Raw genomic sequence first — 12,153 nt, 5'->3', positions numbered from 1 at the left:
CACCATCTTTCCCTACACCAGGACGCGCACCCGGTAGAGCCTCGCCAGCACCAGCCCGGCTCCGGCGAAGCACGTCAACGCGTAGACGACGCTGGTGATCGGAACGCCGGAAACGGTCACCCAGAACACCGCCATCACACCCAGGTAGCACGCGGGGTAGATCCGGGCGAACGCCGACACGTCCGGAAGTCCTTGCGCGGTAACGATGAGCCACACTCCCGCGACCCAGATCAGGGCGAGCTCAGCACCGAGCACCCACGCCTGCCCGGTGACATCGGTGCCGAACAGGCTCGCGGGGGAGCCGGCGATCACCATCGACAGCGGAGCCGGCAACCCGGCCGCGAGCCGCCACCGTCCAGGAAGCCGCACGACCAGGTACGTCATGGCGCCCAGCGAGACCGACGCGAACAGCAGCGCGCTCTTCATCGGCACCGATCCCATCATGGGCTGGTTCACCATGGCGTTGGCCGGGTTCCACGCCCACCACTTCAGCTGCGGTCCAATGTGGTCGAACACCTCGTAGAACACCTGGCACACGAACGCGACCGCCACCGAACCAGCCAGTGCTCCCCGTTGCGCGAAGATGCCGAGCGAGCGCACGACCTCGTAGGCGAGCTGGCTGATCATCGGGTAGAACGCGATGATGTAGAGCGGCAGCCGATCCCACATGAACTGCACGGTGAACTGGTTGTGCGCGAAGATGAAACCGTAGATGTCGTCGAGCCCGAACCACTCCGGGAAGTACAGCGGCGGCTCGATCACGAACAGGTAGACCAGCGAAGTCCACCACAGCGCGAGGTTGGTCGGATCGCCCGCACGTCGTCGTCGGATCGCGTGCACCAGAGCGAAGACCGCACCCGCGATCACGAGCAGTTCGAGCAGTGGCAACGTCCAGTTCGCGAGTTCCCACGGAGGCCGCATCGACACGACGGGGGAGACGTCGTGACAGTCGAACCCGAGACCGCGCGTGACCGCTTCCGCCTCGGGCCCGCACTCGGTCATCGTGCCGCCGCCGTCGAGTAGTCCCTGGCCGGAGGTTCGGCGAGGGGATCGAAGTTGAACGGAACTCGCTGACGCCCCAACGCGGTGCGGACCCGGTAGCGCAGCAGTCCCGCGATCACCCGGGGGTTGGTCATGAAGTCGCGCAGCGACTCGTCCATGTTGAACACCCGCGCGAAGTGCTCGTCGACCACCGCGTACTCCCGCGCGGCGCCGACGATGAAGCTGAACGCCGGGCCGGACACGGCGGCGACGAGCTTCCGCCGCCACTCGGGCAGCTTCTCCGTGCCTTCCGCGAACGAGTAACCCTGGTCGCGCGCCATCGCGAGGCTCCACGGCACGTTCAACGACTTGCGTTGCGCGGCGAGGAATCGCGCGGAGAAGTCGCCGGAGACCGACGAAGCGGCCTGAAGATGCCCGCGCAGCAAGAGAGCAGAGCTGGCCGCCGAGCTGATGCCCTGAGCGTAGAAGGGGTTGAAGGCGCAGATCGAGTCGCCCACGAACGCCAATCGTCGCGCAGGCGCCTTCAACAGGTCGTAGCGCCGCCACTTGTTGCCGGTCGACCGCGTCAGATGCACCTCTGAAGTGGGAGTGGACTTGTCCATGGCCTCGGCGAACAGCGGCGTGCGCACCCGCCGCGCCGATCCGATGAACGCCTCGGTCGTGCGCGGCATCTCCAGGCCCCACGAGCCCATGCACGCGATCGCCCGGTTGCCCTCGATCGGGAAGAAGTTGACCAGGAACTCGTGCTCCGGCGGGTGGGAACCCTTGTCCGGCGTCGGCATGATCACCAGGTGCCGCCACCACCACGACTCCGGCGGCGACGCGGGCAGTTCGTACCAGCGCGAGGTGTAGGTGACCTTGGCGTCGAGCGTCCGCACCTCGGGTTCCGGCCAGCCCGCGGCGGCCAGCCAGCCGCTGACCGGCGAGCCGCGGCCCATCGCGTCCACCACGAAGTCGGCTTCGAGGTCGTCGACCCCGGCCACCTCACCGCCCCGGAAGCTCAGGCCACCGGCCGAGACCCCTTCGCGCACCACGACGTTGCCGAGCTCGTGCACCTGGTCGCGCAGCACCCGTTCGATCAGGACCCGCGAGCTGTAGATCATCGTCATCGACGCCTTCTTGCGCGCCGACCAGCCCTCCCCGTCGAGGTAGGCCGCGTCCATCGAGGGCATCAGGTGCAGGCCACCCGCGTTGATCAGCGCTTCCTCGAAGCCCGGGAACAGCGCCCCGATCGCCCGGCGCCCCGAGTTGAGCAGGAAGTGCGGGTGCTTGCTCTGCGGGACACCACGCCGGTGCTCGGCCTCGACCGGCAGCTCGTCGCGTTCCAGCACGATCACTTCGTCGAAGTGCGCGGCCAACGCTCCCGCCGCGCACAGACCTGCCGCACTGCCACCAAGAACGACCGCGGTCCTGCCGAGCCGCATGCGGACCAACTCCCCGGGCTCATTCATACAAAGTGTGCTCGAATGTATGAATGAGTTCGGGAGGCGTCAATGGCCGCCACCGCGTGACGGTCAGCGTCACCGGGTTGGCGCGCACCCGTTTGCCGCCGACCTTGGCCTGCTGCTCCGGCGAAGTGGCCTGTTGGGACACGTGCGAAATGGGCCTTCCAGGAGGCCACTTGATGCGCGCACTATCGTCGGCGTGAACATCATCGAACTCGACGACGAGAACACCGCGCTGGCGTTCGACACGATCCGCGAGCTCAGGCCGCACCTCACCTCGGCGGACGACTTCGTCGCGGCCGTGCGGACCCAGCGCAAGGAGGGCTACCGGCTGGTGGCCTCGCTGGACGCGGACGGCCGGGTCGCCGCCGTGGCGGGTTTCCGGCCCCTCACGAACCTCTACGCCGGATCGCACCTCTACATCGACGACCTGACCACCCTCTCGACCGCGCGCAAGCAGGGCCACGCCGGTGCGCTGCTGCGGTGGGTCGACGAGGAGGCACGGCGGCTCGGCTGTGCGGGTGTGCACCTCGACTCCGGCACGCACCGGCACGACGCGCACCGGCTCTACCTCGGCTCCGGCTACGTCATTCCTGCCTTCCACTTCAGCAAGGTGGTTGACTGACCGGCGTGCGCGTAGCCGTGGTGTCCGGGGGCGATCCGGGTCACGTGGTGCCCGCGATCGCGCTGTGCCTGAGGTTTCTGGAGGCCGGCGACACCCCGGTGCTGCTGACGGGCGACCGGTGGGTCTCGGCGGCCGCCCGCGAGGGGATCACGGCGTCGCGGGTGAACGGCCTGACGCTGGCCGATCTGCGGGGTTGTGAGGATCTCGGTTCCGCACTGCACTCCCAGGCGGCCGCGCTCGCCTCGGCGTTGGTTCCTCAGCTGGCTGCTCTGTCGCCGGATCTGGTGGTGTGCGACGTGCTGGCACTGGGCGCGAGCATGGCCGCCGAACTGCTCGGCGTGCCGTGGGCGCAGCTGTCACCGCACCCGCTGTACGAGCCGTCGCGGTGGTTGCCGCCGATGGGCAGCGGGCTGGCTCCTGGAACGGGCGTGCGCGGCAAGCTGCGTGACGCGGTGCTGCGGGCTCTCACGGCCAGGTCGATTCGGCAAGGCGACCGGCAACGTGCTCTTGTGCGCCGGCAGATCGGCCTGAGTCCGCGTGGCTCCGGCCCGGCGGTCCGGTTGATCGCGACGTTGCCCGCCCTGGAGGTGCCGCGCCCGGACTGGCCTGCCAACGCTCACGTGGTCGGGCCGTTGCTGTGGGAGGCGAGTGAGGAGCTGATGACCCCGCCGCCGGGCGACGCTCCGCTGGTCGTGATCGCCCCGTCGACGGCGTGGACCGGCGCCACCGGCATGGCCTCCCAGACTCTCGAAGCGTTGCGGGACCTCGGTGTGCGGGCCGTGGTGTCGACGTTCGCGCCACCGCCGGACGAGCTGCCGTCGTGGGCGCGGTCGGGACCGGGCAGGCAGGACGAGCTGCTGCGCGAGTCGTCCGTGCTGGTCTGCGGTGGTGGGCACGGCATGCTGGTCAAGGCGTTGCGGGCGGGCGTTCCCGTCGTCGTCGTGCCGGGTGGCGGTGACCAGTGGGAGATGGCGAACCGGGTGGCGAGGCAGGGGAGCGGCGTGATCGTTCGTCCGTCCACTGTGGACTCGCTGCGTGCCGCGGTGGCACAGGTGCTGGGCGATCCGCGGTTCGCGGCCGCCGCGGCTCTGGCCGCGTCGCTGGACGGTGTTCGTGATCCTGTCGAGCTGTGCAGAGCCGCTGCCCTCTGTGGTAGTGGTGGATCGTGCTGAACCACGGGCTGGACATGTCCGAACTGGACCGGGCCGCGCCTTCCCGTGGATCGGCGCGGAGGTGACCGCGCAGCTGATGGCGCCCCTGCGGTTGATGGAGACGTGGGCGCACGGACAGGACGTCCTCGACGCGCTGGGCGTGAAACACCGTTCGACCGAGCGGCTGCAGCTCGTGGCGTATCTCGGGGTCGCGGGCCTGGGGTTGTCGTTCCAGGCCGCTGGGCTGCCGTTCCTGGAGGAGCAGATCAGCGTGGAGTTGACGGGTCCGGACGGCGAGCTCTGGTCGTGGGGACCTGATCCTTACGAGACGGATCAGCGGATCCAGGGCCCTGCCGAGGACTTCTGCCTGCTGGTGACCCGCCGTCGGTCTCGGGCGCAGACCACGCTGACGGCGGTCGGTGAAGACGCGGACACGTGGCTCGATGTCGCCCGCGTCTTCCTCTAGGCCGGGCAGGGTGATCCTGCTCAACGGTCCGTCGAGCTCGGGAAAGTCGAGCATCGGCGAGGAGATGCTGCGGCTGCTGCCCGATCCGTGGTTCCTGGTGCCGGTCGACGGCATCAGCGGCATGCGGTCGACAGAGCACACTCGTCGGCTGGACGAGGCAGAAGTCCGGGAGATGCTGCGACGCACCCGGCTCGGCTATCACCGGGTGGTCGCGGCCCTCGTCTCCACGGGGAACGACGTGATCATGGACTATCCGCTGAGCGAACCGTGGCGCCTCACCGATCTGCTCGAGGTCCTCGACGGCTACGACCTGACGCTGGTCGACGTCCGGTGCTCCCAGGAAGAGCTGGTCCGGCGCGAGCAGGCGCGCGGCGATCGTCCACCGGGCCTGGCCGTGTCGCAGACCAGCGTCTTTGCCCACGGCTACCACGACATCGAGGTCGACACGACCCACCGAACCGCCGCCGACTGCGCCCAGGAGATCGTGCGGCGGTTCGAATCTAGGGCTTGTCGGAGACCTTGATCTTGCCGTCGATGATCTGCTGCTTGTAGCCCTCAAGAATGCCCTGCAGCTCCGCGTCGACCTTGCCACCTGGCGCGGCGTACCCGACACCGTTCACCTTGAGGTCGAACACCTTCGGCAACGACGCCAGGTCGTTCTTCGCGGCCGCGCGGTAGAAGTCGTACACGGCGACGTCGACGCGCTTGAGGCTCGACGCCACGATGATGTCCTTGTTGGCCGCGAGCGACGGCTGGTTGTACTGGTCGGCGTCGCAGCCGATCGCCAGCACGCCCGCCTGCTTCGCCGCCGCGAACATGCCGATGCCGGAAGCACCCGCGGCGTGGTAGACGACGTCCGCACCCTTGTCGATCAGGCCCTTCGTCGCCTCCTGGCCCTTCGGCGGGTCCTGGAAGCCGGTGAAGTCGCCGGCCGGGGTGATGTACTTCTTGTCGACCTGGATCTTCGGCGCGGCGGTTTTGGCACCCTGCGTGTAACCGGCCTCGAACTTCTGGATCAGCGGGATGTCGACACCGCCGATGAAGCCGATGTGGCACTTCTTGCTCTGGTACGCGGCGACGACGCCCGCGAGGAACGAGCCCTCCTGCTCGGCGAACACCAGCGGTGTCACGTTCGCGGCACCGTCCACCGCGGAGTCGACCAGGCCGAACTTGACGTTCGGGAACTCCGGCGCGACCACCTTCAGCGACTCGGTGTAGGCGAAACCGACGCCGACGATCGGGTTGAAGCCCTCGGACGCGAGCTGGCGCAGGCGGGTCTGCTTCGCGGCCTCGTCCTCGTTCGGCGCGGCGGAGAGCTCGCGGGTGTTCTCCTTCTTGACGCCCAGGTCCTTGATCGCCTGGTCGAACCCGGCGGCGGCCAGGTCGTTGAACGACGCGTCACCGCGGCCGCCGATGTCGTAGGCCAGGCCGATCTTGAGCGCGCTGCCGTCGATCTTCTCCCCGGCAGAGGTGCTGGAACTGGTCGCGGCGGGTGCGCTGGGCGGCGTCGAGAACTCGCACCCGGCACCGGCGGCGTTGGTCGGACCGATGCCGCCGGAATCCTTGGCGCAGGCACTCGCCAGCAATGTCAGCGCGATCGCGGCCACAGCTGTGCCACGCGTACGACGGCGCACGATAGTTCTCCATCCGGTTGGGCTTGCGCCGGACGGTACCTCGCGCGACGTCCAATGTGGATGCGCTTTCAACTACTGGGAAAGATCCTTGCGGAAGATCAGGAAGTCGCACGGGCAGGCGAGGTGCGGCACCAGCGCCGGGTAGTCCTGGTTGAAGTCGCCGACGCGTACGGCCTGGTAGCCGAGCCGCGTGTACCAGGCACGCAGGAACTCCTTGACCGGATGCGCCCACTCGCGCGGCACCAGCAGCTCCAGCTGCATCTGGGAGAGACCGCTCTCCCGCGCCCAGCTCTCGGCGAAGGACACGAGGTCCCTGCCGACGCCGGTGCCGCGTTCCTCCGGTGCCGCGACCAGCATCCCGAACTCGCCCAGGTCGTCGTCCAGCCGCTGCACGCGCACCGAGCCGGCCACGCGCTCGCCGGACCGCACCACGGCGATCTCGCCGGCACGGATGAGCTCGGTGACCTCGACGGCCGAGGTCCGGGCGGCGTCGTTCGCCCAGATCCCCTTCTCGGCCTCGGCGTAGACGCGGTTGACCAGGCCGGCGATCTCGGCCGCGAGCCCGGTGTCGGACGTGAAGGTCACCACGGCGACGGCTGGGTGGTCTCGGCGAGTTTCTGCGCGTGCTGCAGCACACCCAGTTCCTTCAACATCCGATCCTTCTGCGCCGGGTCGTGCGCGACGTGCGAGGCGTGCAGTGCCTTGCGCAGCCGCGATGTGCGGAAAGGCGTCCACCGGCTCGCCAGCGCCAGTTTCGCCGCTCGCAACGCCGCCCGATCACGGGTGCGGGCGAGCGCGTCCCGGCCGTCGTCGCCCAGGCCCAGCAACGACAGGAAGCGCTCTCGCAGCTCACGGCCCACGCGCGCCCAGGTGGTCGTGCGCTGACGGGACGCGCGGATCTCGATGCCCAGCGCGAGGTGCAGCATCACCAGGCCCAGCACCGGTCCGAGCAGCACGCGGGCGGTACCCGCGACCGGTCCGGACAGGCTGAAGGCGGCGAACGCGGCGAACGCGGTCAGCCCCCACGCCACCAGACGCGCAGGACCAGGACGGCCGTCGCGGCGGACGCCACCGCGCATGGCCCAGCCACACGCGATCAGCGCCGCCTCCATCACGGAGAACAGCACGATCCGCTCGGTGACGTCGGTGATTCCCAGGCGCTGCTCGAAGAACCGCCACGACGTGTCCACGCTGACCCCGATGCTCATCAGCGCGACCAGGTAGAACCCCTTGGCACCAGCGGGTTTCACCGGCTCGGCGGGAGTCCCGGCTTCGTCGAGCTGCGCGATCAGCTCCGGCGTGAGCGGTACGAGACCGCTCGTGTCGGCGACCCCGTTGCGGGCACGCCACTCGTTCACGATCGGCGCGGCGTACTGCCTGCTGGGCACCCTCTGCTGACCCTGCTTGCTCAGCCAGCGGCGGACGTCCTCCACCGAGCTGCCGCGCGGCATGTGCTCCAACGCGTACAGGATCTGCTCTTTCATGGTTTTCAGCCGGTCCAACTCAGGTTTGTGACCGGCCTCGTCCGTGCGCACTCGTCCTCTCCGTCCTCCGCGTTGGCCACGCGGACGCGAATCTCCACGGTGTAATTCGGAACGCGCGGCACCCTACCCGTTGCTCAGGACGGCACAGCACCGGGTTTTCGGACAGGCGGAAGAACCGTTGAGGGACCGAGACCTTGCGGGCCGCGGTGCGTTGTCACCGCGGCCCCGCCAGGTGTGCGGTTCAGACGGCCGGCAGGTGGATGTCGCTGACGTGCACGTCCACGGCCGCGACGTCGAAGTTCAGGAAGTTCTCGACGGCCTCGATCACGTCGGTGCGGACCTGCTCGGCGAGCGCCTTGACGGCGTGGCCGAACTCGATCACCAGAGAGACGCCGATCGTGGCGACGTCGCCGTCGACCTCGACGGAAATGCCGTCCGCGTCAAGGCTGTGCACGCCCTCGATCTTGGCGGCGACGATGGTGACGACCTTCGCGATCACGCCGTTGTCGACCGACACGGAGCCGCGGGAGCCGGCGGCGGCACGGGCCGGAGCGGCTTCTTCGGCGACGACGACGGGCGCTTCCTCGGCCTCGGCCTCGGCGACCGGTACGACCTCGATCTCCGCCTCGACGGTCTCGTCCTCGGCGTCGTCCTCGGCGTCATCTTCAGTGACAGCCTCGGTTTCGGCGACCGGCTCGGTCTCCTCCACCTCTTCGGTGTCCTCGGCCTCGTCCGCTTCGGCGGCGGGCTCGTCGGACTCCTCGGCGTCCTCAGCCTCTTCGGTCTCGTCCTCGGCGACGGCCTCGGTGTCGTCGTCCGCGTCGGCGGTCTCTTCGTCGGCGACCTCGGCGGCGGGCTCGCCGGTCTCGTCGGCGGCGTCCTCGACGGACTCGTCGGTCTCGCTGGTCTCGTCCTCGATCGCTTCGGGCGCAACGGTTTCGCCGGTGACGACCTCGTCGGTCCGGACTTGGTGGGTGTCGAGGGAGATGGGGGTCGTGATGTCGTCACGGGCGTCGACGACGTCCTGCTTGGGGCGGCCGAAGAGGTTGCTGATGATCTCGGTCATGGGTGTTTTCCCGTCTCGCGCGCGAAGGGTGCAGGGGGAGGAGCGAGGTGACGGCGCCACGATAGGCACAGCGCCGGTGACCCAGATCACCGCCCCCGCTTCGAGAACTCCCTGTGTCCCAACAATGTTCAGTTCGTGACGTGCCAACTTCCCCGCGAATCGTCAGCAGGGTGTATGCGTGCCTCCCGTGTGCACGACGTTGACACTGTCATGGTTGCAGTGTCACTATCGAGGGGTGTGGACGCTCGACGAGTTGCTGGAACGTGTCTCCGCCGCGCTGACGGCGGAGTACTCGGGCGCGCCCAACGGTCGTGTGCGCGATGTGCCCGACCGGCGGGCCGTCCGCTGGTACGCGACGACAGGGCTGGTCGACCGGCCGTCCGCGATGAGCGGCCGCACAGCGCTTTACGAACGACGGCACCTGCTCCAGCTGGTGGCCGTGAAGAGACTGCAGTCGGAGGGGAGAGCGCTTGCCGAGATCCAGGCCGAGCTCGCGGGCGCGACCGACAAGAAGCTGGCCGCGATCGCCAAAGTGCCCGGCCGGCTGTTGGAGTCAGGCGAGAGACCACCGGAAGCGGTCCGGCCGCGGTTCTGGGCCGAACCCGTTGCCGCACCAGCGAAAACGCGTCCGCCGGAGGCCGCTCCGCTGAACGGGGTAGCGCTCGGCGGAGGTGCCGTCGTCCTCGTACCGGGTACACCGGCGGCAGCCGACCTCGCGGACATCGCCGCCGCCGCCCAGCCCTTGCTCGACCTGCTCGCCGCCCGTGGTCTGCTCAACGAAAGGGAACAGTCATGACCTTCTCCGTCGCCCCGATGAGGCCCGCGGAGCTGGACCGGATCGGCCTGGTCAGCGAGGACGCGGGCGTTGGCGCGCTGCGCACCGAACGCGGGAACCTGCCGCTGGAGCGCCTCGACGTGCGGGCGACGATCACCGGTCTGATCGGCCGCGTCGTGCTCACGACCGGTTTCGTGAACACCTACGACACCGCTCTTGAAGCCACCTATGTGTTTCCGCTGCCCGATCGCGCCGCGGTCACCGGCATGAAGATGACCGCGGGCGACCGCACGGTCGAAGCCGAGCTGCAGGAACGGGCTCAGGCGCGGCAGACCTACGACGACGCGATCGCGGCGGGCAGACAGGCGTCGATCGTCGAGGAGGAACGGCCCGACGTCTTCACCATGCGGGTCGGCAACATCCCTGCGGGCGAACGGGTCACCGTCGAGCTGACGCTGGTCGGGCCGCTGGTGTTCGAGGACGGCGCGGCCACGTTCCGGTTCCCGCTCGTGGTGGCGCCCCGGTACGTACCTGGTGCGCCGCTGGAGGGTCCGTCGGTGGGCGACGGATACGCCGACGACACGGACGTCGTGCCGGACGCCTCGCGGATCACGCCGCCGGTGCTGCTGCCGGGCTTCCCGAACCCGGTGCGGTTGTCGATCGGCGTGGAGATCGATCCGGCCGGGCTGGAGCTCGGTGAGGTGCGGTCGAGCCTGCACACCGTGGCGCAGGAGGGAAACACCGTCGCGGTCGCGCCAGGAGAGCGGGTCGACCGCGACTTCGTGCTGCGCCTGGCCTACGCGGGCAACAGTTCCGCGGCCGTGTGCGTGCCGGACGCCGATTCCGACGAGGGCACGTACCAGGTGACAGTGCTGCCGCCGGACCTCGACACCCCGGTCCGGCCGCGTGACGTCGTGCTGCTGCTCGACCGGTCCGGGAGCATGTCCGGCTGGAAGATGGTCGCGGCCAGGCGCGCGGCGGCCAGGATCGTCGACACGCTGACCGCCGACGACACGTTCTCCGTGATCACGTTCGACGACCGCCTGGAACGCCCGGATCTCGGAACGGGACTCGTCACCGCCACCGATCGTCACCGTTTCCGGGCTGTTGAACACCTCGCGGCCGTCCAGGCTCGCGGCGGGACCGAGATGTTCCAGCCGCTGCTCGAGGGGCTGACCCTGCTGGCGAAGGCGACCTCGGAACGCGACCCCGTGCTGGTGCTCGTGACGGACGGCCAGGTCGGCAACGAGGACCAGCTGCTGCGCGACATCGCCCCGGTGATCAACCGGACGCGCATTCACGCCGTCGGCATCGACACGGCCGTCAACGCCGGTTTCCTCGGCCGGCTCGCCGCGGCGGGCGCCGGCCGGTGCGAGCTGGTCGAGAGCGAGGACCGGCTGGACGAGGCGATGACGCACATCCAGCGCCGGATCGGCGCACCGGTCATCACCGACGTGGTGGTGTCGCCGGAGTCGTCGCTGCCCAAGCAGCCCACGGCGATCTATCCCGGCGTGCCGCTGGTCGTGTTCGGCCGCTACACCGGACTGCCCGAGGCTTTCACCGTGCGCGGCCGGACTCGGGACGGCGCGCAGTGGCACCAGACGGTCGCGGTGCTGGAGCAGTCCGAGCCCGCTGTCAGGGCGCAGTGGGCCCGTGCCGCACTGCGTGATCTCGAGGACCGGTACGCGACGGGCGACCGGGCCGTCGAGGACCAGATCGTGCAGACCTCGTTGCGGTACGGGGTGTTGTGCCGCTTCACCGCGTTCGTCGCGGTGGACGAGAAGGTCGTGTCCGACGGCACCGTGCACCGGGTCGTGCAGCCGGTCGAGCTGCCTTCGGGATGGCAGCCCCAGCAGCTCTCCATGCAGGCAGGGGGTTACGGGGGGCCGCCGATGCCCACGTTCGCCGCCGCGCCGGCCGCGTTCCCGCCGCCTGCCGCACCACAGGCTTTCGCACCGCTGTCCCGGATGGCGGCGCCGAAGATGATGGTGCCCGGTGGCGGTGGTGGCGCACCCGCGCCCGACAACCCGGCGGAACTGCGGGAGATCGTCGCGACGGAGGTGCGGCGCCTGGAGAGGGACGCCGCGCTGCCCGCCTGGGAACGCCGTGACCTGCTCGCCGACCTCGCCAGCAGGCTGGGCACTCTCCTCGCCGGCAAGCACGGATCGGCCTACGAACCGCTGCGGCAGCTGGTCGCCGAGCTGAACGCGGGCGGCGACGTGGACAAGCTGTGGGCGCGCGCTCGCGAGGTGTTGCAGGAGTTCGCGGGTGCGGGAAAGGAGCGGCGCCGGAAGTTCTGGCGCTGAACGGGCCTAGCCTCATCAGGATCCCGGCGACACGCTCGTGGACGTGAGCGTGTTCGGGGAGTGGACGACAGCCGAGGGCCTGCCCGCGTTCGAGTACCGGGCAGGCCCTCAGCCGTGGGATCCGATCATCGACCCGCCGTCGACCCGGCACGTGGTGCACCTCGGCAACCGCCGGATCACGCTGGCGGCCGGGAGCGAC

At 69.5% G+C, this 12,153-nt stretch carries 12 protein-coding genes; 6 read left to right on the top strand and 6 right to left on the bottom strand.

The window, feature by feature from the left end; all coding sequences use genetic code 11:
* Positions 1 to 12: 12 nt before the first annotated feature.
* Positions 13 to 1,002 carry a hypothetical protein gene (locus UK23_RS33915; protein ID WP_045315810.1) on the bottom strand — a complete coding sequence of 330 codons (990 nt, stop codon included), beginning with the start codon at positions 1,000 to 1,002 and terminating at the stop codon, positions 13 to 15.
* Positions 999 to 2,426, bottom strand: a complete 1,428-nt coding sequence (locus tag UK23_RS33910) for an NAD(P)/FAD-dependent oxidoreductase (RefSeq protein ID WP_045315809.1) — start codon at positions 2,424 to 2,426, stop codon at positions 999 to 1,001. Before UK23_RS33910 ends, UK23_RS33915 begins: the two co-directional genes overlap by 4 nt.
* A 220-nt stretch (positions 2,427 to 2,646) precedes the next feature.
* Between UK23_RS33910 and UK23_RS33905 the strand changes: the two genes are divergently transcribed.
* From UK23_RS33905 to UK23_RS33890, 4 genes are read left to right on the top strand one after another with little or no spacing between them, the layout of a single operon-like run.
* A complete protein-coding gene (locus UK23_RS33905; protein ID WP_045315808.1) occupies positions 2,647 to 3,072 on the top strand; it encodes a GNAT family N-acetyltransferase in 426 nt (141 codons plus the stop codon).
* A 5-nt stretch (positions 3,073 to 3,077) separates the two neighbouring features.
* Complete coding sequence (locus UK23_RS54160; RefSeq protein ID WP_045315807.1) at positions 3,078 to 4,244, top strand: glycosyltransferase; 1,167 nt, start codon at positions 3,078 to 3,080, stop codon at positions 4,242 to 4,244.
* Positions 4,180 to 4,689, top strand: coding sequence for a maleylpyruvate isomerase family mycothiol-dependent enzyme (locus tag UK23_RS54155; protein ID WP_330770412.1), 510 nt, complete (start codon positions 4,180 to 4,182; stop codon positions 4,687 to 4,689). Before UK23_RS54160 ends, UK23_RS54155 begins: the two co-directional genes overlap by 65 nt.
* Before the next feature lie 10 nt (positions 4,690 to 4,699).
* A complete protein-coding gene (locus tag UK23_RS33890; RefSeq protein ID WP_196778000.1) occupies positions 4,700 to 5,212 on the top strand; it encodes a chloramphenicol phosphotransferase CPT family protein in 513 nt (170 codons plus the stop codon).
* Here the strand turns inward: UK23_RS33890 and UK23_RS33885 are convergent.
* The 4 genes from UK23_RS33885 to UK23_RS33870 form a co-directional block, all read right to left on the bottom strand.
* Positions 5,190 to 6,323 carry a BMP family lipoprotein gene (locus UK23_RS33885; protein ID WP_045315805.1) on the bottom strand — a complete coding sequence of 378 codons (1,134 nt, stop codon included), beginning with the start codon at positions 6,321 to 6,323 and terminating at the stop codon, positions 5,190 to 5,192. The genes UK23_RS33890 and UK23_RS33885 overlap by 23 nt on opposite strands.
* A gap of 72 nt (positions 6,324 to 6,395) precedes the next feature.
* On the bottom strand, positions 6,396 to 6,908 hold the full coding sequence (locus tag UK23_RS33880; RefSeq protein ID WP_231114807.1) for a GNAT family N-acetyltransferase: 513 nt from the start codon (positions 6,906 to 6,908) through the stop codon (positions 6,396 to 6,398).
* Positions 6,905 to 7,807, bottom strand: coding sequence for a hypothetical protein (locus UK23_RS33875; protein ID WP_156213583.1), 903 nt, complete (start codon positions 7,805 to 7,807; stop codon positions 6,905 to 6,907). The genes UK23_RS33880 and UK23_RS33875 overlap by 4 nt, the downstream gene beginning before the upstream one ends.
* A 241-nt stretch (positions 7,808 to 8,048) precedes the next feature.
* A complete protein-coding gene (locus UK23_RS33870) occupies positions 8,049 to 8,873 on the bottom strand; it encodes an Asp23/Gls24 family envelope stress response protein (RefSeq protein WP_045315803.1) in 825 nt (274 codons plus the stop codon).
* Between the two features lie 235 nt (positions 8,874 to 9,108).
* Between UK23_RS33870 and UK23_RS33865 the strand changes: the two genes are divergently transcribed.
* A complete protein-coding gene (locus UK23_RS33865) occupies positions 9,109 to 9,669 on the top strand; it encodes a MerR family transcriptional regulator (RefSeq protein ID WP_052685311.1) in 561 nt (186 codons plus the stop codon).
* A complete protein-coding gene (locus UK23_RS33860) occupies positions 9,666 to 11,954 on the top strand; it encodes a VIT domain-containing protein (RefSeq protein ID WP_045315802.1) in 2,289 nt (762 codons plus the stop codon). The genes UK23_RS33865 and UK23_RS33860 overlap by 4 nt, the downstream gene beginning before the upstream one ends.
* Positions 11,955 to 12,153 lie beyond the last annotated feature (199 nt).

Origin of the sequence: Lentzea aerocolonigenes, from assembly GCF_000955955.1 — a bacterium.
GTDB lineage: Bacteria > Actinomycetota > Actinomycetes > Mycobacteriales > Pseudonocardiaceae > Lentzea > Lentzea aerocolonigenes_A.
This window is presented reverse-complemented; position numbering and strand designations above follow the sequence as displayed.

Coding starts and splice junctions, on each gene's coding strand:
- UK23_RS33860 (WP_045315802.1), top strand. CDS start 9,666: ATGACCTTCTCCGTCGCCCCGATGAGGCCCGCGGAGCTGGACCGGATC.
- UK23_RS33910 (WP_045315809.1), bottom strand. CDS start 2,426: ATGCGGCTCGGCAGGACCGCGGTCGTTCTTGGTGGCAGTGCGGCAGGT.
- UK23_RS33915 (WP_045315810.1), bottom strand. CDS start 1,002: ATGACCGAGTGCGGGCCCGAGGCGGAAGCGGTCACGCGCGGTCTCGGG.
- UK23_RS33875 (WP_156213583.1), bottom strand. CDS start 7,807: ATGAAAGAGCAGATCCTGTACGCGTTGGAGCACATGCCGCGCGGCAGC.
- UK23_RS33870 (WP_045315803.1), bottom strand. CDS start 8,873: ATGACCGAGATCATCAGCAACCTCTTCGGCCGCCCCAAGCAGGACGTC.